The 25,943-nt window shown below is 69.5% G+C and carries 25 protein-coding genes; 13 read left to right on the forward strand and 12 right to left on the reverse strand.

The window, feature by feature from the left end; translation table 11 throughout:
- Positions 1-84: 84 nt before the first annotated feature.
- The gene (locus CEP50_RS00245) at positions 85-1,122 is read left to right on the forward strand and encodes a 6-phosphofructokinase (RefSeq protein ID WP_106111888.1); all 1,038 of its coding nucleotides are present in this window, start codon (positions 85-87) and stop codon (positions 1,120-1,122) included.
- A 70-nt stretch (positions 1,123-1,192) separates the two neighbouring features.
- Here CEP50_RS00245 and tnpA read toward each other — a convergent pair whose 3' ends face one another.
- The gene (tnpA, locus tag CEP50_RS00250) at positions 1,193-1,597 is read right to left on the reverse strand and encodes an IS200/IS605 family transposase (RefSeq protein WP_106111889.1); all 405 of its coding nucleotides are present in this window, start codon (positions 1,595-1,597) and stop codon (positions 1,193-1,195) included.
- A 43-nt stretch (positions 1,598-1,640) separates the two neighbouring features.
- Between tnpA and CEP50_RS00255 the strand changes: the two genes are divergently transcribed.
- Positions 1,641-2,873 (forward strand): RNA-guided endonuclease InsQ/TnpB family protein, encoded by a 1,233-nt coding sequence (locus CEP50_RS00255; protein ID WP_106111890.1) that lies wholly within the window; start codon positions 1,641-1,643, stop codon positions 2,871-2,873.
- 241 nt (positions 2,874-3,114) lie between these two features.
- Positions 3,115-4,554 (forward strand): class II 3-deoxy-7-phosphoheptulonate synthase, encoded by a 1,440-nt coding sequence (locus tag CEP50_RS00260; RefSeq protein ID WP_106111891.1) that lies wholly within the window; start codon positions 3,115-3,117, stop codon positions 4,552-4,554.
- Between the two features lie 121 nt (positions 4,555-4,675).
- Here the strand turns inward: CEP50_RS00260 and pknB are convergent, their stop codons facing one another.
- The gene (gene pknB / locus CEP50_RS00265) at positions 4,676-6,673 is read right to left on the reverse strand and encodes a Stk1 family PASTA domain-containing Ser/Thr kinase (protein WP_106111892.1); all 1,998 of its coding nucleotides are present in this window, start codon (positions 6,671-6,673) and stop codon (positions 4,676-4,678) included.
- 207 nt (positions 6,674-6,880) lie between these two features.
- On the opposite strand from pknB, the gene CEP50_RS00270 reads away from it, so the two are divergent.
- On the forward strand, positions 6,881-7,246 hold the full coding sequence (locus CEP50_RS00270) for an Rv2175c family DNA-binding protein (protein WP_026448875.1): 366 nt from the start codon (positions 6,881-6,883) through the stop codon (positions 7,244-7,246).
- Positions 7,247-7,310: 64 nt separating this feature from the next.
- On the opposite strand, the gene CEP50_RS00275 is transcribed toward CEP50_RS00270, so the two are convergent.
- Together CEP50_RS00275 and CEP50_RS00280 are read right to left on the reverse strand one after the other, a co-directional pair.
- On the reverse strand, positions 7,311-8,435 hold the full coding sequence (locus tag CEP50_RS00275; RefSeq protein ID WP_106112247.1) for a polyprenyl synthetase family protein: 1,125 nt from the start codon (positions 8,433-8,435) through the stop codon (positions 7,311-7,313).
- A gap of 117 nt (positions 8,436-8,552) precedes the next feature.
- Complete coding sequence (locus CEP50_RS00280) at positions 8,553-9,224, reverse strand: DUF3153 domain-containing protein (protein ID WP_258174609.1); 672 nt, start codon at positions 9,222-9,224, stop codon at positions 8,553-8,555.
- 123 nt (positions 9,225-9,347) lie between these two features.
- Between CEP50_RS00280 and CEP50_RS00285 the strand changes: the two genes are divergently transcribed.
- Entirely contained in the window at positions 9,348-11,030 is a 1,683-nt protein-coding gene (locus CEP50_RS00285) for a DUF885 domain-containing protein (protein WP_106111894.1), read from the forward strand.
- Positions 11,031-11,107: 77 nt separating this feature from the next.
- Here the strand turns inward: CEP50_RS00285 and CEP50_RS00290 are convergent, their stop codons facing one another.
- Complete coding sequence (locus CEP50_RS00290) at positions 11,108-11,680, reverse strand: GNAT family N-acetyltransferase (protein WP_181188145.1); 573 nt, start codon at positions 11,678-11,680, stop codon at positions 11,108-11,110.
- Positions 11,681-12,021: 341 nt separating this feature from the next.
- Here CEP50_RS00290 and CEP50_RS00295 point away from each other — a divergent pair, with 341 nt between their 5' ends.
- Positions 12,022-12,216 carry a DUF3046 domain-containing protein gene (locus CEP50_RS00295; RefSeq protein WP_106111896.1) on the forward strand — a complete coding sequence of 65 codons (195 nt, stop codon included), beginning with the start codon at positions 12,022-12,024 and terminating at the stop codon, positions 12,214-12,216.
- A 31-nt stretch (positions 12,217-12,247) separates the two neighbouring features.
- Here CEP50_RS00295 and CEP50_RS00300 read toward each other — a convergent pair whose 3' ends face one another.
- Complete coding sequence (locus CEP50_RS00300; RefSeq protein ID WP_106111897.1) at positions 12,248-12,970, reverse strand: DUF4383 domain-containing protein; 723 nt, start codon at positions 12,968-12,970, stop codon at positions 12,248-12,250.
- 278 nt (positions 12,971-13,248) lie between these two features.
- On the opposite strand from CEP50_RS00300, the gene recA reads away from it, so the two are divergent.
- From recA to CEP50_RS00320, 4 genes are all read left to right on the forward strand, one after another.
- Positions 13,249-14,331 carry a recombinase RecA gene (gene recA, locus CEP50_RS00305; RefSeq protein ID WP_106111898.1) on the forward strand — a complete coding sequence of 361 codons (1,083 nt, stop codon included), beginning with the start codon at positions 13,249-13,251 and terminating at the stop codon, positions 14,329-14,331.
- A gap of 22 nt (positions 14,332-14,353) precedes the next feature.
- Complete coding sequence (locus CEP50_RS00310) at positions 14,354-14,953, forward strand: regulatory protein RecX (RefSeq protein WP_106111899.1); 600 nt, start codon at positions 14,354-14,356, stop codon at positions 14,951-14,953.
- Positions 14,954-15,015: 62 nt separating this feature from the next.
- Entirely contained in the window at positions 15,016-15,696 is a 681-nt protein-coding gene (locus tag CEP50_RS00315; protein ID WP_258174610.1) for an HAD family hydrolase, read from the forward strand.
- A gap of 90 nt (positions 15,697-15,786) precedes the next feature.
- Positions 15,787-16,836: an iron-siderophore ABC transporter substrate-binding protein gene (locus tag CEP50_RS00320; protein ID WP_106111901.1), complete on the forward strand. Its 1,050-nt coding sequence runs from the start codon at positions 15,787-15,789 to the stop codon at positions 16,834-16,836.
- A gap of 63 nt (positions 16,837-16,899) precedes the next feature.
- On the opposite strand, the gene eda is transcribed toward CEP50_RS00320, so the two are convergent.
- The gene (gene eda / locus CEP50_RS00325; RefSeq protein WP_106111902.1) at positions 16,900-17,523 is read right to left on the reverse strand and encodes a bifunctional 4-hydroxy-2-oxoglutarate aldolase/2-dehydro-3-deoxy-phosphogluconate aldolase; all 624 of its coding nucleotides are present in this window, start codon (positions 17,521-17,523) and stop codon (positions 16,900-16,902) included.
- Positions 17,524-17,548: 25 nt separating this feature from the next.
- Positions 17,549-19,405 carry a phosphogluconate dehydratase gene (edd, locus tag CEP50_RS00330; protein WP_106111903.1) on the reverse strand — a complete coding sequence of 619 codons (1,857 nt, stop codon included), beginning with the start codon at positions 19,403-19,405 and terminating at the stop codon, positions 17,549-17,551.
- Positions 19,406-19,658: 253 nt separating this feature from the next.
- On the opposite strand from edd, the gene CEP50_RS00335 reads away from it, so the two are divergent.
- Complete coding sequence (locus CEP50_RS00335; protein ID WP_258174611.1) at positions 19,659-20,369, forward strand: hypothetical protein; 711 nt, start codon at positions 19,659-19,661, stop codon at positions 20,367-20,369.
- Positions 20,370-20,376: 7 nt separating this feature from the next.
- Here the strand turns inward: CEP50_RS00335 and CEP50_RS00340 are convergent, their stop codons facing one another.
- The 4 genes from CEP50_RS00340 to CEP50_RS00355 are packed head-to-tail and all read right to left on the reverse strand — an operon-like array spanning position 20,377 to position 23,621.
- On the reverse strand, positions 20,377-21,237 hold the full coding sequence (locus tag CEP50_RS00340) for an amino acid ABC transporter permease (protein WP_106111905.1): 861 nt from the start codon (positions 21,235-21,237) through the stop codon (positions 20,377-20,379).
- Entirely contained in the window at positions 21,234-21,884 is a 651-nt protein-coding gene (locus CEP50_RS00345; RefSeq protein ID WP_106112248.1) for an amino acid ABC transporter permease, read from the reverse strand. Before CEP50_RS00345 ends, CEP50_RS00340 begins: the two co-directional genes overlap by 4 nt.
- Positions 21,885-21,940: 56 nt before the next feature.
- Entirely contained in the window at positions 21,941-22,837 is an 897-nt protein-coding gene (locus CEP50_RS00350; RefSeq protein WP_106111906.1) for a glutamate ABC transporter substrate-binding protein, read from the reverse strand.
- Positions 22,838-22,892: 55 nt separating this feature from the next.
- Entirely contained in the window at positions 22,893-23,621 is a 729-nt protein-coding gene (locus CEP50_RS00355) for an amino acid ABC transporter ATP-binding protein (protein WP_181188166.1), read from the reverse strand.
- A gap of 317 nt (positions 23,622-23,938) precedes the next feature.
- Between CEP50_RS00355 and miaB the strand changes: the two genes are divergently transcribed.
- Positions 23,939-25,411: a tRNA (N6-isopentenyl adenosine(37)-C2)-methylthiotransferase MiaB gene (miaB, locus tag CEP50_RS00360; RefSeq protein WP_106112249.1), complete on the forward strand. Its 1,473-nt coding sequence runs from the start codon at positions 23,939-23,941 to the stop codon at positions 25,409-25,411.
- A gap of 44 nt (positions 25,412-25,455) precedes the next feature.
- A complete protein-coding gene (locus CEP50_RS00365; protein WP_258174613.1) occupies positions 25,456-25,929 on the forward strand; it encodes an Rv2732c family membrane protein in 474 nt (157 codons plus the stop codon).
- Positions 25,930-25,943 lie beyond the last annotated feature (14 nt).

Consider the following 25,943-nt stretch of genomic DNA (forward strand, 5'->3'; position numbering starts at 1 on the left):
CTTGCTGCACCGATTTAGTCCGTGAAAAGCTCGCGCGGTGAGAGGGATCTCACTCACGAGGGAGCGGTTTTCCGAGGAGGAGCGATGGTCGCGACCGAACGTGTCGGGGTACTCACCGGAGGCGGTGACTGTCCGGGGCTGAACGCCGTGATCCGCGCGGTCACCCGCAAGGGGATCGAGGTGTACGGCAAGGAGATCGTCGGTTTCCGCAGCGGCTGGCGGGGGCCGCTGGAGGGGCTGACCATGCCGTTGGGGCTCGACGAGGTCGAACGAATCCTCGACCGCGGGGGAACGATCCTGGGGTCCTCCCGCACGAACCCCTACAAGGAGGCCGACGGGGTCGAGCGGATCAAGAGCACCCTGGAAGAACAGGGCATCGAGGCGCTGATCGCCATCGGGGGCGAGGACACCCTCGGCGTGGCCCACGGGCTCTCCGGGGAGGGTGTGCCGGTGGTGGGGGTTCCCAAGACCATCGACAACGACCTGGACGCCACCGACTACACCTTCGGCTTCGACACCGCCGTGCACATCGCCACCGAAGCCATCGACAGGCTGCGCACCACCGCCGAGTCGCACCACCGTGCGCTGGTCGTGGAGGTGATGGGCAGGCACGCGGGCTGGATCGCCCTGCACTCCGGCCTGGCCGGGGGAGCCAACGTGATCCTCGGCCCGGAGCAGCGGTTCAGCGTCGACTGGGTGTGCGACTGGGTGCTGCGTCGGTTCGAGAGGCAGTACGCCCCGATCATCGTGGTCGCCGAGGGGGCCGTTCCGGAGGGCGGTTCCGAAGTGCTCCAGACCGGGGAACGGGACTCCTTCGGCCACGTGCGCCTCGGAGGTGTGGGAACCTGGCTGGCCGAGGAGATCTCCCAGCGCACCGGCAACGAGTCCAGGGCCGTGGTGCTGGGGCACACCCAGCGGGGCGGCACTCCCACGGCCTACGACCGGGTGCTGGCCACCCGTTTCGGACTGCACGCCGTGGACGCCCTGGCAGAGGGGGACTTCGGGAAGATGGTCGCCCTGCGTGGCACGGAGATCGTGCGGGTTTCCCTGGAAGAGGCCACCGCGGAACTCAAGACCGTCCCGGTGCGGCGGTACACGGAGGCCCAGGCACTGTTCGGCTGACCCGGGAATCGGCGCAAGCTCCGGCCTTCAGGCCGGAGTGAGCCGTCAGGAGTGTTCTTCGTCGGGCACGCTAGGCAGGGCGACGCTGGTTCTCCACGTACTGTCGAATGATCGACAGCGGCGCCCCGCCGCACGAAGCGGCGAAGTACGACGGCGACCACAGATGCCCCCGGTAGGTCCGCATCGGGAAGCGCTGTTTGAGGCGCCGGGAGGCCACGCCCTTGAGGCTGTTCACCAGCTTCGACACGGCTACCTGCGGCGGATACTCCACGAGCAGGTGCACGTGGTCGTCTTCGCCGTTGCACTCGGTCAGGCTCGCGCCGAAGTCGGCACAGACCTTCGCGAACACCTCGCGCAGGAAGTCGTGGTGTTGGCCGGTGAGCACGTTCCTGCGGTACTTCGTCACGAAGACCAAATGGACGTGCATTCCGAAAACACAGTGCCTGCCAGTGCGATAGTCCTCGGTGTTTACCATAGACCAACATGATACAGTGATCAACGAAGGGAGGTGATCAGTCGTGCAACTGCGGTACCGCTACCGGCTCTACCCGGACGAGTCCCAGCGTCAGGCACTCGCGCAGGCGTTCGGCAACGCCCGTGTCGTGTACAACGACGCCGTGCGTGCCCGGCAAGACGCCCACGCGGCGGGGGAGAAGTTCCCGGCCGGTTCCGTGTTGCAGAAGCGGCTGATCACCGACGCCAAACACACCGAGGAGCGCGGCTGGCTCGCGGAGTGCTCGAACATCGTGCTGCAACAGGCCATCCGCGACTGCGACGCCTCCTACCGGAACTTCTTCGATTCGCTGAAAGGCAAGCGTGCGGGACGTCGGGTGGGCACACCGAGGTTCAAGTCCAAGCGGGACCGGCGGCAGGCCATCCGGCTGCACACCGGTGGGTTCTCGATCCGAACCAACGGCAAGCTGCGCTTGTCGAAGGTCGGGGATATTCGGGTGGCGTGGTCGCGGGACCTGCCCTCGGCGCCATCATCGGTCACCGTCATTAAGACCGCCGACGACCGGTATTTCGCGTCGTTCGTGGTCGAGACCGGAGACGACACCCTGCCGGAAGCCGTCGACGAGCACGGCCAGGACGTAGAGCTCGGCCTGGATCTGGGATTGTCCACCTTCGCGGTGGACCAGCACGGCCGGGTCATCGACAACCCGCGCTTTTTGCGCCGGGCCGAACGCAAACTCAAGCGGGTACAGTGGGAACTCCGTCGTAAGCAGCGCGGCTCGAATAACCGTGCTCAGGCACGCAAGAAGCTTGCCCGTCAGCACGCGAAGGTGTCCGACACCCGGCAGGACTGGCTCCACAAGGTCACCACCAGCATCGTTCGTGAGAACCAAACGATCGTGCTGGAAGACCTCGCCGTCTCGGGCCTGGCCCGCACCCGGCTGGCGAAATCCGTGCACGACGCCAGCTGGGGCGCGTTCCGGCGACTGCTGGACGAGAAAGCCGCACGGTACGGCCGCCAGCTGATCATCATCAGCCGGTGGCTGCCCACCAGCCAAACGTGCTCCGCGTGCGGACGCATCGATGGGGCCAAACCGCTATCGGTGCGCACCTGGTCATGCCCGTGCGGAGCAGTGCACGACCGCGACCGCAACGCAGCCCGCAACATCCTCGCCGCCGGGCGGGCGGAGAGGCGAAACGCCTGTGGAGGCGACGTAAGACCCCACACCGGGGCGGTTGCCGCGGAAGCAGGAAGCAGCGGAACCCCGCGAGGGGACGCCGCTCCACGCGCGGCGTGAGCCGCGCCGGAATCCCCGCCGTTCACGGCGGGGAGCACGTCAACCGGCCTCACCGGTCGGGCCGGCGCGGGAACAGGGTGCCCCGTGGGGCGCGGGGCACCTCGGGCCACGAGTTCCGGCCGCCCCGGGCGGGGCGGACGAGCGCCGTGGGAGACGGTGGCCGAGGTGGTGGGAAGACAGTGCTTTTCAGCACACGGGACAGCATCACAGGATGCGAGACGGACCCGCTACGCTGGGCGACATGCCCGTTGACCCCGAATCAGCAGCGCAAGGCACGAGTTCGAACGGTCTCAAGTCGTGGACCGTCGACGTGCCCGTGGACACACTGCCCGAACTGCCCCCGCTGCCGAACGAGCTGAGGACCCGTCTCGACGACGCGCTGAGCCGACCCGCCGCCCAACAGCCGGAGTGGCCGGATCCGCAGCAGGCGCGCGACGTGCGTTCGGTGCTGGAAAGCGTTCCGCCGGTGACCGTGCCCAGCGAGGTCGACCGCCTGAGGAACAGCCTCGCCTCCGTGGCCCGGGGGGAGGCGTTCCTGCTGCAGGGCGGGGACTGCGCCGAAACGTTCGCCGACAACACCGAACCCCACATTCGGGCGGGGATCCGCACACTGCTGCAGATGGCGGTCGTGCTCACCTACGGGGCGAGCACCCCGGTCGTCAAGGTGGGGCGCATGGCGGGGCAGTACTCCAAGCCGCGTTCCAGCTCCACCGACGCCCTGGGACTGCCCAGCTACCGCGGTGACATGGTCAACTCGCTGGTGGCCGACGAACGGGCCAGGGTGCACGACCCCTCCAGGATGATCCGCGCCTACGCCAACGCCAGCGCGACGATGAACCTCGCGCGGGCGCTCACCAGCGGGGGCACGGCCGCCCTCGGCCAGGTGCACGACTGGAACAAGGACTTCGTGCTCAACTCCCCCGCCGGAGAGCGCTACGAGTCCGTCGCCGCGGAGATCGACCGGGCGCTGCGCTTCATGAGCGCCTGCGGGGTGGACGACTCCAGCCTGCACGGGGTGGACTTCTACTCCAGCCACGAGGCGCTCGTGCTGGACTACGAGCGGGCCATGCTGCGGCTGGACACCTCCGGGCCGGAGCCGAGACTGTTCGACCTGTCCGGGCACTTCCTGTGGGTGGGGGAGCGGACCCGTCAGTTGGAGGGGGCGCACCTCGCCTTCGCCCAGCTGATCTCCAACCCGATCGGGATCAAACTGGGGCCGAACACCACGCCTGAGGAGGCCGTGGAGTACGTGGAACGGCTCGATCCGCACAACGAGCCCGGCAGGCTGACCCTGATCAGCCGGATGGGCAACGACAAGGTCCGGGACCGGCTCGGACCGATCGTGGAGAAGGTGACGGCCTCCGGGCACCGGGTGATCTGGCAGTGCGACCCGATGCACGGAAACACCCACGAGTCCAGCACCGGATACAAGACCAGGCACTTCGACCGGGTGGTCGACGAGGTGCAGGGCTTCTTCGAGGTGCACCACCAGCTCGGGACCCATCCCGGTGGTATCCACATCGAGCACACCGGGGAGAACGTGACCGAATGCCTCGGGGGCGCCCAGGACATCTCGGACACCGATCTGGCCGGTCGTTACGAGACCGCCTGCGATCCCCGGCTGAACACCCAGCAGTCGTTGGAGCTCGCCTTCCTGATCGCCGAGATGCTGCGGGGCTGAACGGGCAACGGCTCCGGTGGGTCGTGCGGGGGAACCTCCGGCTCCGCACGACCCGGCTTCCGGAACCGGATGATCCGTCCGGTGAAGAGTGCGGGGCCGCGACACCGGCCGTGGCCGGGACTCAGAAGACCGTCACCCGCACCTTCGACCCTTCCTCGACGGTGCTTCCCGGAAGCGGGAACTGACCGAACACACGTCCGTTCTCCCGGCCGAACAGGGACTCCACCTTGAGTTCCAGTCCGGCCTCCGAGGCCCGCCTGCGGGCCTCGTCCAGTTGTTTGCCCGAGAAGTTGGGCACGCTGACGGCGCTGGACAGCACCACCTCCACGCGGGGTTCGCCGTCCATGGGGACCTCGGTGCCCGCCGAGGGATCGGTGCGCACCACGTGGCCGTGCGGGACGTCCTCGGCGAACTCGTGCCCGGAGACACGGGGGTCGAACCCGGCCGAGCGCAGGGTTCGCAGCGCCTTCTCCTTCTCGGTTCCCCGCACGTCGGGAACGGGCTCGGGGGGCGGCCCCTTGCTGACGATGATGGTCACCGTGCTCTCGGTGTTCACCTCGGAACCGGGGGAGGGGGTCACCCCGATCACCCGTCCCTTGGGGACGCTGTCGTGGTAGCGCTCGGCCTCGGAGTCCCGTTCCGGTTTCAGCCCCGCCGTGCGCAGCTTGCTCTCCACCTCGGCGACCCGGCTTCCCGGCTCGATCTCGGGCACCGTGGGACGACCCCGGGAGACCCGCAGGTCCACCCTGTCGCCGGTGCGGATTCTCGTCCCCTGCTGGGGAGTGGACCCGATGACGGTGTTCTCCGGCACCGTGTCGTGGAAGGAACGGGAGACGTGGACGTCGAGTTCGGCCGCGCGCAGCCGCTGTTTCGCCTCGTCCAGCGTGCGGCCGGCCAACTCGGGCACCTTCACGTAGGAGCTGCTGTTCCACCACAACGCGCCTCCGGTGACCAGGGCGCCGACCAGCAGCACGACCAGCCCCAGCACGGTCGGCACCCGAGCACGGCGGCGCCCGGAGCGCTTGCCTCCCTCCGCGGGTGAGTCCGTGGCGGGAACCGGGGCCAGTTCGCTGGTGCTCTCCTCGGCGGAGACGTCCGCTCCGGGACGGTGGAGCGCACGCGTTCCCAGCGGCCCGGCTCGGCCGTTCGTCTCGGCCGGAACGGATTCGGAGGAGGGGGACAGCCTCGCGGTCGGGAGAGCCTGCTCCCCGGAGGAGCTCGGCGCCGGAACCGGAACGGGAGCGAGCCCGAGCTCGTCGCGGACGGTGCGCAGCTCCCGCAGCGCGGCCGCCCCGTCCACCGGCCGGTGGGCCGGATCCCGGCGGGTGAAACGGGTCACCAGGCGGTCGAGGGCGGCGGGGACGCCGTCGACGTGCTCCCCCGGCGCGTCCACGTCCTCGTTGACGTGCCGATAGGCCACGGAGATCGCCGTGTCCCCGGTGTAGGGCGGGCGTCCCGTGAGCAGTTCGTAGAGCACGACCCCGGCCGCGTACACGTCCGAACGGGCGTCGGCGGCCCCGGTGGCCACCTGCTCCGGGGAGAGGTAGGCGACGGTTCCCAGGATGACGCTGTCACCGGTGGTGTTCGATCCGGCGGCGGCCCGCACCAGACCGAAGTCGGTGACCCGGACCGCCCCGTCCTCACCGAGGAGGATGTTCTCCGGTTTGACGTCACGGTGCACCATGCCGGCCCGGTGGGCGGCGGACAGGGCGGCCAGCACCGCCTCCAGCGCCGAAAGCGCCACCGCCGGCGAGAGCCTGCCCCGTCGGCGCAGCAGCTCGCGCAGCGTGCTGCCCTCGACGAGCTGCATGACGAGGTAGACGTGGTGCTGCCCCGGTTGCCCCGGGTCCACTCCCTGGTCGTAGACGGCCACGATGTTCGGGTGGTGCAGCCGGGCGGCCGCCCGGGCCTCGCGTTCGAACCGTTCGGTGAACGAGGGGTCCCCGGCGTAGCGGGCGTCCATCACCTTCAGCGCCACCGGGCGGTCCAGACGGGTGTCCACCCCCCGGTAGACGGTGGACATGCCTCCGCGTGCGATCACCGAGTCCACCCGGTAACGGCGTTCCAAGGAGGATCCGAGCAGCTCCTGGGGCCCGTGGTCCGAGGGGGGCGAGCTCATCGCGCTGCCACCGCCCGGCCCCGACCGGCCGGTGGGCGGCGACCGGGTGCCCCCTCCGCCCGTGGCGGTGACGTCCTCACGGAGCCGCTCGTGCGGAGCGGACCGAACGCATACTCGAACACGCTGCCGATGGTAGGCGAGGCCGGTCCGCACGCGGGCACGGCATGCGTGTTGGAAATCCGCTCGGGGCGATGGCAGGCTGTGGGTGTGAGTTCGGTTCCTTCCGCTCCCGATGTACTCGACCCCGACGTGGAAGTCGTTCCGGTGGCCACCGTCGCCGAACGCCTCGGGTATCCGTTGACCAGGGTTCACCAGATGATCCGCGACGGGCAGCTGGTGGCGATGCGCCGCGAGCGCGAACTCGTGGTTCCCGAGGCCTTCCTGTCCGGGGCCTCCGTGGTCAAGGGGCTCGGTGGCACCATCACGCTGCTGCGCGACAACGGCTACACCGAGGACGAGATCCTCGAATGGCTGTTCACCTCCGACGACACCCTGCCGGGAACCCCGATAGAGGCGCTGCGCGGGGACCGGGGACGTGAGGTCAAGCGTCGCGCCCAGGCGATGGCTCTCTGAGGGAACGCGGCGGCGTTTCCCCCCGTCGGTCCGGACGGCCGGTGCGGACGTGCTCCGGCCCGGTTCAGGCCTCCCGGTCGGTGACCGAGACGGCGAGTCGTTCGAGGCCACGCACGGCGGGTTCGGGCAGCTCCGAGGTGTGCAGCGTGGACAGGGCGGAGCGGCTCAGCGTGTCGATCCGCTCCTCCACGGCCCTCACGGCCCCGAGTCGTTCGAGGCCCTCGCGGACGAGCCTGACCCGTTCGTCGGTCAGCTCCGCGTCCCCCAACGAGGACTCGAACAGCCTCAGCGTGCTCTCCTCCCGCTGTTGACGGGCCCGGAGCACGCCCTCGGCCATCAGCACGGTCCGTTTGCCCTCCCGGAGGTCGTCGCCGGCGGGCTTCCCCGTCACTGCGGGGTCCCCGAAGAGGCCGAGCAGGTCGTCGCGCAGCTGGAAGGCCACACCGATGTCGGCCCCGAAACGGCGCAGCACCTCCAGGGTCGTCCGGTCCGCCCCGGCGATCTCCGCTCCGAACTGCAGCGGACGTTCCACCGTGTAGGAGGCCGACTTGAGTTCGTCGATGCGCAGGGCCGCTTCGGGACTCTCGTCCGCGCGGGCCTGGCCGAGCATGTCCAGGTACTGACCGGCCAGTACCTCGGTGCGCATCGCGCGCCACGGCTCCAGGGCGCGCTCCAGCGCCACCCGGGGCAGTCCCGCCGAGTGCAGCATGTCGTCGGCCCAGGTCAGAGCGAGGTCACCGAGCAGCACGGCCGCGGCCAGACCGAAGTTCTCCGCACTGCCCCTGTAACCGTGCTCGCGGTGGGACTCGGCGAAGCGGACGTGCACCGTCGGACTGCCACGCCGCGTGGCCGAGTCGTCGATCAGGTCGTCGTGGACCAGGGCCCCGGCCTGGATCAACTCCAGGGAGCTGGCCGCACGCAGCATGGTGCCCGCCCGGGGGCCGAAGGCGGGGCCTCCCGCTGCCCGCCACCCCCACCACGCGAAGGTGGGGCGGATGCGTTTGCCTCCGCGCAGCACGAAATCGGTCAGTTCCCCGGCGGCCCCGGCGACGGCGGGATCCAGCTCCCCGCACTGGCGGAGTCGTTCGTGCAGGTAGTCCTCCAGTGTCCGCCGGACCCGTTCCGGAATGTCGTTGTCCACGGCGGCCTCCGCCGTGCCGTGTCCGGTCACCAGATCCTCGAGGGGCATACGGTCATCCTCCGGGACCCGCCCACTGCCCGGCGTTCCGGGGGTGAGTGCACCGGGTCCACGGGTGTGCACCATGTGTTCCTCCTCCGGAGGTGGTGAGCGAGCTCCGGCACGTCCCTAGCGTCGTTGGGTCTCGTTGCGGTGGTGCTGGTGTGCGAGCAGGGCCATCAACCCCACGAGCGCGGCCACCCCGAAGGTCAGTGCCCCCACCACGGTCGACCACCCGAACAGGCCCGCGCTGCGCCCGTCGCTGAACTGGAAGGTGGCCGACATCTCGGTCACCTCGCCCGGGGCGGGTTCCCAGCTGACCACCCCCGCGTCGACCTTCCCGTTGGTGGTGGTGACCTCGCCCGGGGTGCTGATCTCCACCAGCACCTCCGAACTGGTGTCGGCGAGCGGGGTGAGGTCCACCGACCCGTCCACGTTGACCAGCGAGCCCGAGCGGGAGACGGACAGGGAGTACCGGGAGTGCGTGTTGTTCAGCTCCCGGGCCAGCCTTTCCAGCTCGTCGAAGTCGAGGCGGTCGAACTCGACCGTCGAGCCCCGGTGCCCCTCCTGCCGGTAGGGAGCGATCCGTACCCGCTCGGACAGCTCGTCCGGCACCCGCAGCCGGACCCGGTCGTCCGCGCTCGGGGGAACCGCGATCAGGGCCTGCCCCGAGACCCTGTCCTCTTCGTCGATGGACAGCGAAACGGTCGCGTTCAGGCACCCGGAGGCCAGCAGGCCCACGAGCACGACCACCAACACCGTTGTCAGCCGGCAACGTCCCCTGCCGTCAGCACACCACACACCCCGCACCTTTGCGATCGTGCCACGTCACGGCGTTTTTCACCGGTTGAACCGGAGGTGGGGCGGGGTGCCGCCGCCGGAGCGGTGTCGAGGTGGACAGGTCGGGCGCGGTAGCGTGCTGCCATGTCATCCGAGGCCCGAGGTGTGCATGAGATCAGCAACCGGTACGTGGACGAGCTGGCCGAGCTCGACCCGATCACCGCTACGTCCCTGGGAGTCCCGGTTCGTCAGCAGGAGCTGACGGATTACTCGCCGGAGGGCCACCGAGCGCGTGGTGAGCTGGCCCGGCGCGCCCTGGCCGAGATGTCGGAGGCCGAACCGGTCGACGAGGCCGAGGCGGTGGCCAAGGCCGTGTTCACCGAGCGGGTGGGACTCGAGGTCGAACTCCACGAGGCCGGCGCCGACATGTCCTCGTTGAACGTCATCGCCAGCCCGGTGCAGGAACTGCGTCAGGTCTTCGATCTCATGCCGGGTGACACCGCCGAGCAGTGGCACGACACAGCCAAGCGGATGGCCGCGCTGCCCGCTGCGGTGAAGGGGCTGACCTCGGGGCTGGCCGAGGCCGCAGCCCGGGGGCAGGTCTCGGCGGCACGCCAGGTCAAACGGGTCGCCGAGCAGTGCGACACCTGGTCCGGACGCCGCGACGGCGGTTCCTTCTTCACCGCCCTGATCACGCGTGCCGGCGAGGTGGAGCCCGCGTTGCGGAACGAACTGGAACGGGGTGCGGCCCTGGCCTCCGAGGCCTACGCGGAGCTGGCCGACTTCCTGCGGGAGGAGTTGCTGCCGCAGGCTCCGGCCGAGGACGCCGTGGGGGAGGAGCGCTACCGGCTCTGGTCGCGGTACTTCATCGGTGCGGATCTGGACCTGCGCGAGGCCTACGAGTGGGGATGGAACGAGTTCGCCTCCATCGAGGCCGAGATGAAGCGGGTGGCCGACCGCATCAAACCCTCGGCCACCCTGGCGGAGGCCGCAGCCGCGCTGGACGCCGACCCGCGCTACCGGGTGCACGGGCAGCAGGCCCTGGCGCAGTGGATGCAGCGGGTCTCCGACCGTGCTCTGGGGGAGCTGCGTCGCACCCAGTTCGACATTCCCGATCCGCTGATGACCCTGGAGTGCCGCATCGCTCCGCCCGGCGGGGGAACCGGGGCGTACTACACGCCTCCCACCGACGACTTCAGCCGCCCCGGACGCATGTGGCGTTCCGTGCCCGCGGACAAGGAGGAGTACCCCACCTGGCGCGAGTTGTCCACCGTGTACCACGAGGGGGCGCCCGGCCATCATCTGCAGGTGGCGACGGCCGTGTACCAGGCCCACCGCCTGAACAAGTTCCAACGTCTGGCCTGCACCGTCTCCGCCCACGCGGAGGGGTGGGCGTTGTACGCGGAGCGGCTCATGCGGGAGTTGGGCTACCTGTCCGACGACGGCGACCTGCTGGGAATGCTCAACGAGCAGCTGTTCCGCGCGGCCAGGGTGATCGTGGACATCGGCATGCACCTGCGGCTGCCGATCCCTCGGGGCACCGGATTCCACGAGGGGCGGACCTGGACACCGGAACTCGGGCTGGAGTTCATGCTCACCCGCACGATCACCGACACCGCCAACGTGCGGGACGAGATCGACCGCTATCTCGGCTGGCCAGGGCAGGCCCCTTCGTACAAGCTCGGCGAGCGCCTCTGGTTGTCCGCCCGGCAGGAGGCCCAGCAGCGGCACGGTGCGGACTTCGACCTGAAGCGGTTCCACCGCGAGGCCCTGGAAATGGGTTCGATGGGGCTGGACACCCTGCGCGAGCGGCTTTCAAGGATCTGACCGCGGGGACCCGACGGGGCCGGTGCCGACCGGCCCCGGTGCGCTCGGGAGCTCTCGCCGGTGGGGCACCGCTCGGGTCACGTGTCCAGCGGCAGCGACCTGCCGAGCACCGCGAAGGGCCGGGGGTCCCCCATGAAGCGGTGGTTGCGGAGTATGTCGGTGAATCCCATCCGGCGGTAGAGCCGCCACGCCCTGGTGGGCCCCTCCGGGGTGGACAGCAACACGTTCGCCCCGGGTGCCGTGGAGAGCAGGGTGCGCAGCATGCTCCGGCCGAGTCCGTGGCCCTGGGCCTCGGGGTGCACGTGGAGTTCGGTCAGTTCGAAGTAGTCGTCCAGCCAGCCCTTGACCTGGTCCGGGGGGAGGTGTTCCTGCATCCCCCGACGTACCTGCTCGTGCCACCACTGCCCGGCGTCCCCGGAGTAGCCGTAGCCGATCCCGCTCAGCTCGTCGCGGTCGTTGAAGGCGGCGACACAGCGCCAGCCGGAGCGGGACATGTGGGCCGACCAGACCGGGATGCGCTGCTGGGTCGTCCAGGAGGGGTATCCCATCGCCGTGACGTAGAGCCGCACGGCTTCGGGGAGGCGGGCGCGCAGTTCCTCGGTGGAGAGTTCCACCACTCGTTCACAACGTGGAGAGGGTGCAGCGGTCACGGGTCAGCACCTTAGAGGATTCCCGGAAGTGTTCGCCTGTCGGTAGGACGCTGCGGAACCGGCGTGTCACACAACGCCGTGCTCGTCGGTCCCGCTGGAGCCGTGGTACCGGGTTGTCCGGTCGGTCCGCGCGATCACCTGTCGCGCCGGTTCCACAGGTTGCGCAGCAGCAGGATCACGATGACGAGCAGCATCAGGGCCACGACCAACTGGCCCCAGAACGAGGAGAACCCGGTCGGGTCGGCCTGCAGCATGTCCCCAGCCTAGCCGTTCCGGGGCGGGGTGGGCCCGCTCCCTCCGCCGGGACGGCGGGCCGTGTCGGTGCCCGTAGAGTGGGGTCGATGCGCTACACAGCTCTGCGGCGGCGGATGGCCGAGGAATTCGGTGAGATCAGGGCCGACACCCTGGCCAGGGACCACGTGCTGGCCGCGTTGGGGGAGCGCACCGTCAACGAGGCCCTCGAGGCCGGCTGGGAGCCCAAACGGGTCTGGACCGTGCTCTGCGACGCCTTCGAGGTGCCGCCCCGACGGCGCTGACCCGTCGAGCGACTCCCCGTCCCCGCGGAGCTCAGCGCTGGGGCTCCTCCTCCGCGCTCCCCGAGGAGGACTCGCCGCGCTGCTCTCGCAGCGCCTGTTGCAGGTGTGCGTAGTGCTCGTAGGCGCGGCGCCGTTCCGCCCTGGCCAGGCGATTCGCCTCGGTGCGTACCAGCCTCTCCTGCTCCGGGGTGGCATGTCCCTCGCCGAGGGCCACTTCGGCCTCGGCGAGCGGTTTCAGTTCCTCGGCGCGTTGGCGCTCGCGTGCGCGCTGTTCGGGCACCTCCCCTTCGGGAGGTTCGTGTCTGCGGTAGCGCACGAAGGGATTGTCACTGGGCAGGCCCCCGCTGACTCGGCCGTACAGGCCCACGAACAACAGCAGCATACCCGCCACGAGGCTGAACACGACGTTCTGTATCTCGAAGGCCAGCAGGTTCCAGGCCGTGTCGAGCACGGCCAGGTTGAGCAGGCCGGAGAGCAGGAACAGCCCGCCGATCGTGGCTGTCGTGGTGGAGGCGAGCGGTCCGCCCACCGCGGCGGCGGCGATCAGCACGGCCCCCACGATCACCGAGATCAGCGAGAGCAGTCCGTTGCTGGACAGTCCCAGTATCTGGGTTCCGCTGGTGGAGAAGAAGCCGAGGTTGTTGGTGAAGCCCAGCACTCCGAAGGCGATCAGTCCGCCCCCGAACGCGGCGGCTCCCGCGCGGTAGACCTTGCTCAACCAGTGCTCAGGGGGCAGGTAGCGGTCGATGCGCATCGGGCACCTCCCGGCACACGTGGTGCTCGTGGTAGCTGGCTGAGTGCCGCTGCCGTGCCAGTATCACCCTTTCGGGGATAGATCGCACCTGGTCAGCGTCCACGCCCTCACGCGGGAGAGGGGAATCGGGGGCGTTATCGAACACCAGTTCGGGTAGAATGGATCCACAGCGGGCGCGGCTGTCCACGGGTCGACGAACCGGCGGTCGGACTGTCGCCCCTTCCCCGTAGCGTCGGTACCTGAGACCACGACCCTTCGACCCGACCGAGGTGGCCCCGATGGCAGCAACATCCGACAAGGGCGGCGACAAGAGCAACGACAAGAACAAGGCGCTCGAACTCGCCATCGCCCAGATCGACAAGCAGTTCGGCAAGGGATCGGTGATGCGGCTGGGCGAGGACACGCGTCCGGCCGTGGAGGCCATCCCCACCGGTTCGATCGCGCTGGACGTCGCCCTCGGGATCGGGGGGCTGCCCCGGGGGCGCGTCGTCGAGATCTACGGTCCGGAGAGCAGCGGTAAGACCTCGGTGGCCCTGCACGCGGTGGCCAACGCCCAGAAGGCGGGGGGCACGGCCGCTTTCATCGACGCCGAGCACGCGCTGGATCCCGAGTACGCCAAGGCGATCGGAGTGGACACCGACTCGCTGCTCGTCTCCCAGCCCGACACCGGCGAGCAGGCACTGGAGATCGCCGACATGCTGATCCGCTCCGGCGCGCTGGACGTGATCGCCATCGACTCCGTGGCCGCCCTGGTGCCCAAGGCCGAGATCGAGGGCGAGATGGGGGACAGCCACGTCGGCCTGCAGGCCAGGCTGATGAGTCAGGCGTTGCGCAAGCTGACCTCGGCGCTGTACACCTCGCAGACCACGGCGGTGTTCATCAACCAGCTCCGCGAGAAGGTCGGAGTGATGTTCGGGTCTCCCGAGACCACCACGGGAGGCAAGGCGTTGAAGTTCTACGCCTCGGTCCGACTGGACGTGCGCAGGATCGAGACCCTCAAGGACGGGTCCGACGCCGTCGGTAACCGCACGCGGGTCAAGGTGGTCAAGAACAAGGTGAGCCCACCGTTCAAGCAGGCCGAGTTCGACATCATCTACGGGCACGGCATCAGCCGCGAGGGTTCGTTGATCGACATGGGTGTCGAACACGGGTTCATCCGCAAGTCCGGCGCCTGGTACACCTACGAAGGCGACCAACTGGGGCAGGGCAAGGAGAACGCACGTAAGTTCCTGCGGGACAACCCCGACATCGCCAACGAGGTCGAGAAACGCATCAAGGAGAAGCTGGGCATAGGTTCGGGCTCTTCCTCCGAGGCGCAGCAGCAGGGACAGCAGGATGAGCCCGCGCCGGTGGAGTTCTGAGTAGAGAAGGGACGGTGGCGCGGTGAGCCGACCCCGTTCGGAGGAGGGTGCCACCGGAGATGTTCCGGCGGACGAGGGTGAGTACGCGGAGGCCGCCGAGGTGGTCGGCACGGGGGCTGCCGAGAGGCTCGCCCGCGACACCGTGTACCGCCTGCTGAGCACACGGGCGCGCAGCCACGCCGAGCTGCTGCGCGCCCTGCGTCGGCACGGGATCGACGCGGACACGGCGCACGCGGTGCTCGACAGGTTCGTCGCGGCGGGACTGGTCGACGACGCCGCGTTCGCCACGGAGTGGGTGCGCAGTCGTCACCGCGAACGCGGTCTCGGCCGCAGGGCGTTGGAGGAGGAGCTGCGCGGCAAGGGGATCGACGGGGACACCGTCCGGGCCGCGCTGGACAGCGTGGACACCGACGCCGAAGTGGAGCGTGCCCGCCAGCTGGTGCGCCGCAGGGCAGGGGGGATGACCGCCGTCGAGCCACGGACCAGGGCACGTCGGTTGTTGGCGATGCTCGCGCGCAAGGGATACGGCCGGGCGTTGGCCTACCGTGTCGTGCGGGAGGAACTGGAGTCCGCGGGGGCCTCCCTCGAGGAGTTGTCCGAGGACACCGAGCCGGATCCGTGAGCTTTTCCGGGACGGGTGACCTGTGCCTGGGCTCGCGGGAGGGGAGTCGATAGGCTCCGCCGGTGAGCGAATCGACCGTCGTGCCCGCTGGGCATCACATAGTGTGGGACTGGAACGGGACGCTGCTGGCGGACAACCACGCCGTCCTCGCGGGGGTCAACGCGGTGTGCTCGGCCTTCGGAGCGAGTCGGGTGGATCTCGAACAGTGGCGCGCGATCTTCGGCAGGCCGTTGCGACGTTCCTACGAGAGACTGTTGGGTCGTGAACTCGGGCAGCGGGACTGGCCCACGATCGACCGGACCTACCACGAGACGTACCGGGCGTTGCTGCACACCTGCGAGCTGGCCCCCGACGCGTGGGACTCGCTGCGGGACTGGTCGGATGCCGGAGGCAGTCACTCCCTGTTGTCCATGTTCTTCCACGAGGAACTGGTCCCGTTGGTGGAGGGTTTCGGCCTGGTGGGGTTCTTCGAGCGTGTCGACGGGTTGCGGGACTCCACCGGAGGTGGTTCCAAGACCGCCCATCTCACCGCGCACCTGGACTCGCTCGGTCTGCGGGCCTCCGAGGCCGTGGTCGTCGGGGACGTGGTCGACGACGCCGAGGCCGCCGAGCGGGTGGGCGCGGGATGCGTGCTCGTGTCCACCGGAGTGATGTCACGTGCGGCGTTGGAGGCCACCGGTCGCCCGGTGGCCGACTCGTTGCGCGAGGCCGTGGGGATGCTCGCCGGGGCCAGGGTGATGTGATCCGGGCCGCCCGGCGTCGGGGGGCCTTGAACCCGGAAACCTATTTGTTTAGCCTAACCTAAACATCGTTTCCGGTATCAAGGATGATCAATGTCGCGCAACACGTTCGGTCCACTGAGTTCGGGCATCAGCCGCAGAGGGCTGTTGGGTGGGGCAGGTGTGCTGCTGCTCACGGCCTGTGCCCCCGGTAAGGGGAATGATGCGGGGGGCTCCTCCGGGGAGGACGGGTTCCCGGTGCGGATCGACCACAAGCACGGCACCACCGAGATCCGCAGGCGACCGAAGCGTGTGGTCACGGTCGGGCTCACCGACCAGGACACCGTGCTCGCCCTCGGCACCGCCCCCGTGGGCACGCGCGAGTGGTTCGGCGGCAAGGACGGGGCGCTGTGGCCGTGGGCGCGCGAGGCCCTCGGTCAGCGGGACCTGCCCGAGGTGCTGGCCCGTGAGGAGCTGGAGTTCGAACGGATCGCCGCACTGAATCCCGACGTGATCATCGGCGTGAACTCGGGGCTGAGTGAGCAGGAGTACACCAAGCTCTCCCGGATAGCCCCCACTGTCGCACAGCCCGCCGAGTTCGCGAACTTCAGCGTTCCCTGGCAGGACATGACCAGGATCATCGGACGGGCTCTCGGCAGACGGGACAAGGCCGAACAACTGGTTGGCGACATCGAGTCCCGTTTCGAGGACATCAAGTCCCGGCATCCGCGTTTCGAGGGAGCCACCGGACTGCTGGCCACCTCGATCAGCGGTGAGGTGTGGGTCTACGCCGAGGGGCCCGCCCCACGGTTGCTTCGTTCACTCGGCTTCCGGATGCCGCGGGCGGCCAGCGAGCTGTTCTCCGGAGAGAACCGGGAACCGGTTCAGTTGAGCAAGGAACGCCTCGGGGTTCTCGAATCGGACGTCCTGCTGCTCGGGATCTACGGGGCGCCCGAGGACAGCGTCTCCCGTCAGCAGGTCTACCAGCAGCTCGACACCGTCCGGCAGGGACGGGACATCACGATGCCGCGTGGCAGCACGCTCAACGGCGCGGTCTCGTTCGCCAGCCCGCTGAGCCTGCCCATCGCGCTCGACGGGCTGGTGCCGCGACTGGCCGCGGCGATCGACGGGGACCCGAGCACCAAGGTGGAGCCGGTACGCTGATCCGCTCGTTCCGCCGAACCGCCCGCCGGGTGTCGCGACACCCGGCGGGCGGCGGGTCGGGGGTCAGCCGAGGGCGACGGCCTGGCGGGCCAGTGCCTCCACCTGCCCCCAGTCACCCTTGCCCAGTGCCTCCCGTGGGGTGAGCCAGGAACCGCCGACGCACCGCACGTTCGGCAGCGCGAGGTAGCGTCCCGCGTTGTCCGGGGTGATTCCTCCGGTGGGGCAGAAGGTCAGTCCGGGAAGCGGACTGGCCAGGGCCTTGAGGTAGGGAACTCCTCCCGCCGGTTCGGCGGGGAAGAACTTCAGCGCGGTGAAACCGCGTTCGGCGACCCGCAGCGCCTCCGAGACGGTGCTGACGCCCGGCAGGGTGGGCAGGCCGGTCTCGTTGGCCTCGTCCAGCAGTCGGTCGGTACTTCCCGGGGTGACCAGGTACTCCGCCCCGGCGCGGGCTGCCTTCTCCGCCTGGCCGGGTTCGGTGACCGTTCCCACGCCCACGGAGACGTCCTCCACCTCCGCGGTGATGCGCTCGACGGCCTCGAGTGCCACGGGGGTGCGCAGGGTGATCTCCACGGTGCGTATTCCCCCGCGTTGCAACGCCCGGGCCAGCGGCACGGCCTGGGTGGCCTCGTCGAGGACGACCACCGGGATGACCGGGCTGATGTCGAGTATCTCGGTTGCGGCTCGCATCGGTTGTCCGTTTCCTGCTCGTGGGTCAGGCGGAGATCTCGTCGGGGACGCTGTGCTGCTCCGGGGCCGGGAAGACGCTCGCTCCCCGGTCCGCGCGTCCGACGACGCGGCGGAAGGTGGTGAACAGCTCCCTGCCGGTGCCGAACTGCTCGGCCGTGGCCGGGGTCGCCGGCTGACGGGACTCCAGTTCGGCGTCGGGGACGAGCACCTCGAGTGTTCCCTGCTCGCCGTCGACGCGGAGCATGTCCCCGTCGCGGACCTTGGACAGGGGACCGCCCGCACTGGCTTCGGGGGTCACCTGGATGGCCGAGGGGATCTTGCCGGAGGCGCCGGACATGCGTCCGTCGGTGACCAGGGCGACCCGGTGGCCACGGTCCTGGAGAACTCCCAGGCTGGGGCTCAGGCCGTGCAGTTCGGGCATACCGTTGGCCTGCGGCCCCTGGTTGCGCACCACCACGACCACGTCCCTGTTGAGCTCGTCGGCCCGGAACGCGGCCTTGAACTCCTCCTGGTCGTCGAACACGCGGGCCTGCGCGGTGACCGAGCGGTTCTCGGGTCGGACGGCCGAGATCTTCATCACCGCGCGGCCGAGGTTGCCCTCCAGCACGCGGAGTCCGCCCTCGGTGTCGAAGGGCTCGGAGACGCCGCGCAGCACACTGGTGTCCAGGCTGTGGCGGGGCCCGTCCCGCCAGACCAGCTCCCCGTCCTCCAGGAAGGGCTGTTGCCGGTACCGATCCAGGCCGGGTCCGGCGACGGTGTTCACGTCGGGGTGGAGGAGTCCGGCGTCCAGCAGTTGCCCGATCAGGGTCTGCACACCGCCGGCCGCGGTGAAGTGGTTGATGTCGGCCGAACCGTTCGGGTAGACGCTGGCGAGCAGCGGCACCACCGAGGAGAGTTCGGAGAAGTCGTCCCAGGTGAGGTCGATTCCGGCCGCGGCGGCCACGGCGGGCAGGTGCAGGGTGTGGTTGGTGGAGCCGCCGGTGGCCAGCAGGGCCACCACACCGTTGACGATCGCCCGTTCGTCGACGATCTCCCCGATGGAGGGGGCCTGCTCGTCCTTGGCGGCTCGGACCGCGTTCCTGGCCGCCTCCTCGGTCAGCGCCCTGCGCAACGGGGTACCCGGGGGTACGAAGGTGGCTCCGGGCAGGTGCAGTCCCATGGTCTCGACCACGAGCTGGTTGGAGTTGGCGGTGCCGTAGAAGGTGCAGGTCCCGGGGGAGTGGTAGGAGGCGGACTCGGCCTCCAGCAGGTCCTGCCTGCTGGCCTTGCCCTCGGCGAACAGCTGACGGATCCTGCTCTTCTCGCTGTTCGGCAGGCCGGAGGGCATGGGACCGGCGGGTACCAGGGTGATGGGCAGGTGCCCGAAGGACAGGCCTCCGATGAGCAGACCGGGCACGATCTTGTCGCAGATGCCGAGCAGCAGGGCCGCGTCGAACATCTCGTGGGAGAGGGCCACGCCCGTGGACATGGCGATGACCTCGCGGGAGAACAGGGACAGCTCCATGCCGGTGCGGCCCTGGGTGATGCCGTCGCACATGGCCGGTACACCGCCGGCGAACTGGGCGACCCCGCCGGCCTGCCGGGCGGACTCCTTGATCCACTCCGGGAACTCGGCGTAGGGCTTGTGCGCCGAGAGCATGTCGTTGTAGGCGGACACGATGGCCACGCCGGGGCGGACGAGTCCCTTGACGGACTCGCGGTCGGTGCCGCTGATCGCCGCGAAACCGTGCGCGAGGTTGCTGCAGGCCATGTTCGCCCGGGCCGGTTCCGTGTGCTTGGCCGCTCGGATCCGTTCCAGGTAGGCACGGCGGGAGCTCGCGCTGCGTTCGGCGATGCGGTCGGTGACCCGTCGGATCACCGGGTGCAAGCTGGCCTGGGACATTCATCGCCTCCCGATGCGGTACGGGGTGACTGACGGGTGGGCGACGACACTGGCGCCTCGATTGGTATGGACCTGTTGGAGCCTATCCGCTGTAAGCCGAGTATCACAACCGATCCAGATACCCACACTACCCCAAGGACTCCGCTCCGAATGACCTGCTGGTCCGACTCCGGACACACCGACCCGGTTCCGGGCGCTCCCGTCGGACAGGAGGGAGTGGACACCGGCGGGCGGGCACACGAGGATGGTGGACATGCGAGTCCGGTGGGTGTCGGCGGTGGCCGTGGCAGCGGTCGTGGTCACGGTGTTGTCCGGGTGCGGCGGGGTCGACGCGAACCGGGGAGGTGCCGCGCTGCCACCCGCCGAGAACGCGCGCACCGACACGGCCGCGCCGGAGGACTCCGCCACGGAATCGGCCGCGACGGAACTTCCCGGCTCTCCCACGGTGGCCGAGATCCGACGTCGTGGCACGTTGCTGGTCGGGCTCCGCGCGGACGCGCCCGACTTCGTGCGGCGTTCGGAGGGAAGCTACCGGGGGTTCGACGTGCGCATCGCCCGGCTGTTCGCCGAGGGGCTGGGGTTGGACCCCCGTGAGCAGCTCGCCTTCCGGAGACTGCCCGAAAACCTGCGTACCGGGGCTCTCACCCGGGGCAGCGTGGACATCCAGCTGGGCGGGATCCCTCCCTCGGCCGAGGGGATTCGCGTGGTGGCTCCCTACGCGGTGACCCCGGGAGCAGACGGCGAACGCGTCGAGCACCTCGTCGTGGTGGCCGCCGGCGACGAGAAGTTCCGCACCCGGCTGCGCGGGATCCTCGCGGGGGCCGTCGAGAGCGGACAGTGGCGGCGGAACGCGGAAGAAACCCTGCTGCGCCGGCGGCCGAACGCCACGGCCCCGGTCGTCGCTGAGGAGACCGAGAGCTCGGAAGACGCTGGTGGGAACGGCCCCGGCGGCGGGGAGGACTGACCCGTCCTCAGTCCCCGGTGGCGGCCGCGCTCTCCGGCTCCCCGGCGGCGGACCTCCCCCTGCTCAGTGCCCGTTCGGTGTGGACGGCGATTCTGCTCAGCGTGTAGTTGATCAGGATGAAGACCACACCCAGCGCCAGATAGACCTGGATCTGGTTGTCCAGGTTCTCGATGGCGATCTCGCCGCGCTGCACGAACTCCGCGTAACTGATGGTGACACCCAGCGAGGTGTCCTTGAGGACCACGACGAGCTGACTGATCAGTGCGGGAAGCATGGCGCGGAAGGCCTGGGGCAGCAGCACGTGGAGCAGCACTTGGTGCCTGCGCATCCCCACCGCGTAGGCCGCCTCGCTCTGGCCGACGGGCAGTGCCGTGACGCCCGCGCGCACGATCTCGGCGATGATCACACAGTTGTAGGCGGTCAGCCCGATGACCAGGGCCCACATCAGGGAGACGTTCAGCCCCAGCGCGGGCAGGGCCTGGGCGGAGAAGAAGATCAGCACCACCACGGGGGTGCCGCGCAGCAGCTCGATCACCCCCACCACCGCCCAGCGGTACCAGGCCGCGGCCGTGATCCTGGTCAGCGCGAGCACGGTGCCGATGACCAGGGAGAGCAGGATGGCCCACCCGGCCGCGAGCAGCGTGTTGGCGAGTCCGCCGCCCAGTAACGTCCACAGCGGACCGAAGTTCTCGTTCGTGGGGTCGATCAGCGCGCCCCACTTCTCGTAGGTGAGTTCGCCCTCGGCGGCGAAGCAGTGGATCACCCAGCCGAGCACCCCCAGCAGGAGGAGCGCGGTCACGACACTCGCGTGGCGTGCGCGGCGCCTGGCGCGCGGCCCCGGCGCCTCGTACAGCACGGAACCGGTCATCGCGCTATCGCCACCTTCCGTTCCACGTAGCCGAGCAGCAGACCGGCCGGGATGGTGATGACCAGGTAGCCCAGCGCCACACCGATCAGCACCGGTACCACGGCCTCGCCCTGGGCGGAGGACAGCCGGGTGCCCGTCATGTACAGGTCCCCGCCCACCCCGAAGGCTCCGGCGATGGCCGAGTTCTTGATCATCGCGATCAGCACGCTGCCCAACGGGGGGATAATGCTGCGCACCGCCTGCGGCAGGATCACCAGCCCCAGGGTCTGGGTGAAACCCAGGCCGATCGAACGGGCCGCCTCGGCCTGTCCGGCGGGCACGGAGTTGATCCCGCTGCGGATCGCCTCACAGACGAACGCGGAGGTGTACAGGGCCAGCCCCACCGTGCCGAACACGAAGTACGAGGCGTTGAGCCCGAGGACGGGCAGCGCGAAGGCCATGAAGAACAGCACCACCACGAGGGGGCAGTTGCGGAACACCGTCACCCAGGCGGTGCCGAAGGCACGCAGCGGCGTCAGCGGGGACACCCGGAATCCCGCGATCACCGTCCCCACGACCAGGGTGAGCACGCCGGAGTAGAGGCACAGCCACAGGGTGGTCGCGATCCCGCTCAGATAGGCCCCGTGGTTGGCTATGAGGACTTGCACGGTTCCCTCCAACGGCCGGAGGGCGGCGGTCGCCCGTTGCCCTCCGGCGACACCGGTCAGCTGCAGGAGCGGAGTTCGGGAAGTTCCGGCGTCCTGTCCGAGACCCGGCCCGCCGTGGCGTTCCACGCCTCCTGGTAGGTGCCCTCCTCGGCGGCGATGCGCAGACTCTTGTTGACGAACTCGCAGAAGTCGACGTCGCCCTCGGGGATGCCCACCCCGTAGGGCTCCTCGCTGAAGGTCTCGCCGACCACCTTGAACTCGTTGTCGCTCTCGCTGACCAGTCCCATGAGGATCGCGTCGTCGGTGGTGACGGCCTGGACCTGGCCGTTGCTCAACGCGTCGGCGCACTTGGAGTAGGAGTCGAACAGCACCACCCTGGAGTTGTCGACGTACTCGCGGATCCGTTCTGAGGGGGTGGAGCCGTGGGCCGAGCAGACCTCGGCGTCACTGTCCCGCAACGACTCCGGGCCGGTGATCGACTCGTTGTCCGCGCGCACCATCAGGTCCTGGCCGGCCCGGTAGTAGGGGCCGGCGAAGTCGACCCGCTCGTCACGTTTGTCGTTGATGGTGTAGGTGGCCACGACCATGTCGACCGTGTCGTCGCGGATGTACTTCTCCCGGTCCTTGCTCGGGGTCTCCTGCCAGTTGATCCGGTCGGCGGGAATCCCCAGCCGTCCCGCGATGATCTCGGCGATGGCCACGTCGAAGCCCCGCATCTCGCCGTCCAGCCCCTTGAGGGCGAACAGGGGCTGGTCGTACTTGGTTCCGACGGTGATCGTGCCCTGCTCGGCGAGGTGGGCCATCGTGGTCCCCTCCTCGAAGGAGGGGTTCTCGGCGACGGGAGCGGTGAACTCCTTCGAGTCCTCCGTGGACCCGCCGCCTCCACCGCAGGCGGTGAGCAGCAGCCCGGTGACGGCCGCCAACGCGGCGACGGTCGTTTTCCCTGTGCGCATGAGTGTCCCTTCCGGTCTCGGCCGTGATGTCCTGGCCCGTTCGCGTGCGGGCGGGTCAGTGGGTGAGGATCCTGCTCAGGAAGTCCCGGGCACGTTCCGACTCGGGGGACTCGAAGAACCCCTCCGGGGTGGTGTCCTCGACGATCTCCCCGTCGGCCATGAAAAGCACCCGGTGGGCGGCGCGGCGGGCGAACCCCATCTCGTGGCTGACGACCAGCATGGTCATGCCCTCCGCGGCCAGACCGGCCATGACCTCCAGCACCTCGCTGACCATCTCCGGGTCCAGCGCGGAGGTCGGCTCGTCGAACAACATCACCTTGGGGCGCATGGCCAACGCGCGCGCTATCGCGGCGCGTTGCTGCTGGCCGCCGGACAGCTGGGCGGGGTACTTGTCGGCCTGGTCGGCGATCCCGACCCGCTCCAGCAGACGCATGCCCTCCTGACGGGCCTGGGACTTGGAGAGCCCACGGACCTTGGTCGGTCCCAGGGTGACGTTGTCGAGCACGCTCTTGTGGGCGAACAGGTTGAACTGCTGGAACACCATTCCGACGTCGGCGCGCAGCTCGGCCAGGGCGCGTCCCTCCTCCGGGAGGGGGTTCCCGTCCACGAGGACCGAGCCCGAGTCCACCGTTTCCAGCCTGTTGATCACCCGGCAGAGCGTGGACTTCCCCGAGCCGGAGGGACCGAGCACCACCACGACCTGACCGCGGGGGATCTCCAGGTTCACGTTCCTGAGCACGTGCGAGGAGCCGAAGTACTTGTCGACCGCGGACACCCGGATCATCGGTGTGTCCGTGGAAGCCTCGGTCATGCGATCTCCAGACCGGGTCGGGGGCGGAGGACACGATGTCGGCAACCTAAGCCGCGCGTGCCCCTGAGTCCAGATCAGCGCGATCACCGGAGATTGCAACTCGATTACGTCCGTCCGCCGCATGGGCCATCCGGACGGAGAGGAGTCATGCGGACACGTGTGGTGAGGGGCCCTTCCGGTGGGGAACGCTCCCGGCCGGGTGTTCTCCGGCACCGTGGGGGGAGCCACCCCGATACCACGGAGGAGTGCTTTCCACCAGGGGATATGGTGGGGCCGTGACGGACAACCGGGTGCCTCAGTCATTCGAAGTGCGCACGTATGGCTGCCAGATGAACGTGCACGACTCAGAGCGACTCTCCGGAGTGCTGGAGGAAGCTGGCTACGTGCGGGCTTCCGAGGAGGGCACCGCCGACGTGGTCGTGTTCAACACCTGCGCGGTGCGGGAGAACGCGGACAACCGGCTCTACGGCAATCTCGGCCGGTTGCGTTCCGCCAAACAGGAGAACCCCGCCATGCAGATCGCCGTGGGCGGTTGCCTCGCGCAGAAGGACCGCGGCGAGATCGTGCGGCGCGCCCCGTGGGTCGACGTCGTCTTCGGGACCCACAACCTCGGCTCGTTGCCCACGCTGCTCGAACGTGCCCGGCACAACCAGGAAGCCGAAGTGGAGATCCTGGAGTCGTTGGACAGGTTCCCCTCCACGCTTCCGGCGCGTCGGGAGTCCGCCTACTCCGGCTGGGTGTCGATCTCGGTGGGGTGCAACAACACCTGCACCTTCTGCATCGTGCCCTCCCTGCGCGGCAAGGAGAAGGACCGGCGTCCGGGCGACGTGCTCGCCGAGGTGGAGGCGCTGGCCTCCGAGGGCGTGCTGGAAGTGACGCTGCTGGGGCAGAACGTCAACGCCTACGGCGTCGAGTTCGGTGACCGCTACGCCTTCGGGAAGCTGCTGCGTTCCTGCGGCGAGATCGAGGGGCTGGAGCGGGTGCGCTTCACCTCGCCGCATCCCCGGGACTTCACCGACGACGTCATCGCCGCCATGGCCGAGACCCCGAACGTGTGCCCACAGCTGCACATGCCGTTGCAGTCGGGATCGGACCGGATGCTCAGGGCGATGCGGCGCTCCTACCGCGCCGAGCGGTACCTGGGGATCGTGGAGAAGGTCCGGGCGGCCATGCCGCACGCCGCGATCACCACGGACATCATCGTCGGTTTCCCGGGTGAGACCGAGGAGGACTTCGAGCAGACCCTGGAGGTGGTGCGCCGGGCCCGCTTCGCCAGCGCCTTCACCTTCCAGTACTCCAAGCGGCCGGGGACCCCGGCCGCCGAGATGGAGGGGCAGTTGCCCAAGGAGGTCGTGCAGCAGCGCTACGACAGGCTGGTGGAGTTGCAGAACGAGATCTCCCTGGAGGCCAACGAGGCCCTGGTGGGCAGTGAGGTCGAACTGCTCGTCGCCGAGGGCGCGGGCCGCAAGAACGCCCACACCGCACGCTGGTCGGGACGCGCCCGGGACGGACGTCTGGTGCACTTCACCCCGGACGAGGAACTCCGGGAACGGCTCCGACCGGGGGACGTGGTCCGCACCCGGATCAGCCAGGCCGCTCCGCACCACCTGTTGGCCGACGGGGGACTGCTGGACCACCGCCGCACGAAGGCGGGGGACCACTGGGAGGCGGGCCAGCGGCCCAAGACCTCCGGGGTGACCCTCGGTCTTCCCTCCTTCGGGGCACCGGCCGGCGAGCCCGTGGAACAGGGGTGTGGCTGTTGAGGGAGAACGCGCGGACCGACGGGTCGCCGACGGAGGAGAACGAGGTGGAGCAGTCCGAACGGCGGGATTTCCGCACCGCGTCGCCGGGGTCCGATCGTGCCGCCGGGCGCTGGATCGATCCCGGCGGACGAGCCCTGGTCATCGTCGGGGTGATGCTGGTTCTGGTGCTCACGGCGGTGCTGCCCTGGATCGGCGGGGCCAGCGGCTGGCAGGTGATCGCCGGACAGGCGGACCCGGTGTTGGAGGTAGGGCTGCTGCCCCGGTTGTTCTCGATCAACGCCACCGTCGCCGGGGTGCTGCTGGGGGCGCTGACCCTGGCCACCCGACGGTGGCCCGTCGCGTGGATCACGGCGATGGCGTGTTCGGTGGTCACCGTCGAGGGGGTCATCGCGATCTGGTCGAGGCAGACCGTGCCCCCCGGGCAGCCCGGTGGCCCCTCCTTCGGGTTGGTGCTCGCCGTGGTGGCGATGGCCGTCCTGGCGGTCCAGTGGCTGCGTATCGTCTGGTCCCGCCCGTGAGCGGTGCCCACGGC

It is taken from the genome of Actinopolyspora mortivallis, assembly GCF_003001495.1.
Classification (GTDB): Bacteria; Actinomycetota; Actinomycetes; order Mycobacteriales; family Pseudonocardiaceae; genus Actinopolyspora; species Actinopolyspora mortivallis_A.

Bases quoted from the DNA above. Each gene is read 5' to 3' on its own strand.
- tnpA (WP_106111889.1), bottom strand. From the start codon at position 1,597: ATGGTAAACACCGAGGACTATCGCACTGGCAGGCACTGTGTTTTCGGA.
- CEP50_RS00355 (WP_181188166.1), bottom strand. From the start codon at position 23,621: ATGATCCGGGTGTCCGCGGTCGACAAGTACTTCGGCTCCTCGCACGTG.
- CEP50_RS00285 (WP_106111894.1), top strand. From the start codon at position 9,348: ATGTCATCCGAGGCCCGAGGTGTGCATGAGATCAGCAACCGGTACGTG.
- eda (WP_106111902.1), bottom strand. From the start codon at position 17,523: ATGCGAGCCGCAACCGAGATACTCGACATCAGCCCGGTCATCCCGGTG.
- CEP50_RS00260 (WP_106111891.1), top strand. From the start codon at position 3,115: ATGCCCGTTGACCCCGAATCAGCAGCGCAAGGCACGAGTTCGAACGGT.
- CEP50_RS00335 (WP_258174611.1), top strand. From the start codon at position 19,659: ATGCGAGTCCGGTGGGTGTCGGCGGTGGCCGTGGCAGCGGTCGTGGTC.
- recA (WP_106111898.1), top strand. From the start codon at position 13,249: ATGGCAGCAACATCCGACAAGGGCGGCGACAAGAGCAACGACAAGAAC.
- CEP50_RS00295 (WP_106111896.1), top strand. From the start codon at position 12,022: ATGCGCTACACAGCTCTGCGGCGGCGGATGGCCGAGGAATTCGGTGAG.
- CEP50_RS00340 (WP_106111905.1), bottom strand. From the start codon at position 21,237: ATGACCGGTTCCGTGCTGTACGAGGCGCCGGGGCCGCGCGCCAGGCGC.
- CEP50_RS00320 (WP_106111901.1), top strand. From the start codon at position 15,787: ATGTCGCGCAACACGTTCGGTCCACTGAGTTCGGGCATCAGCCGCAGA.
- CEP50_RS00275 (WP_106112247.1), bottom strand. From the start codon at position 8,435: ATGCCCCTCGAGGATCTGGTGACCGGACACGGCACGGCGGAGGCCGCC.
- CEP50_RS00245 (WP_106111888.1), top strand. From the start codon at position 85: ATGGTCGCGACCGAACGTGTCGGGGTACTCACCGGAGGCGGTGACTGT.
- CEP50_RS00300 (WP_106111897.1), bottom strand. From the start codon at position 12,970: ATGCGCATCGACCGCTACCTGCCCCCTGAGCACTGGTTGAGCAAGGTC.
- pknB (WP_106111892.1), bottom strand. From the start codon at position 6,673: ATGAGCTCGCCCCCCTCGGACCACGGGCCCCAGGAGCTGCTCGGATCC.
- edd (WP_106111903.1), bottom strand. From the start codon at position 19,405: ATGTCCCAGGCCAGCTTGCACCCGGTGATCCGACGGGTCACCGACCGC.
- CEP50_RS00350 (WP_106111906.1), bottom strand. From the start codon at position 22,837: ATGCGCACAGGGAAAACGACCGTCGCCGCGTTGGCGGCCGTCACCGGG.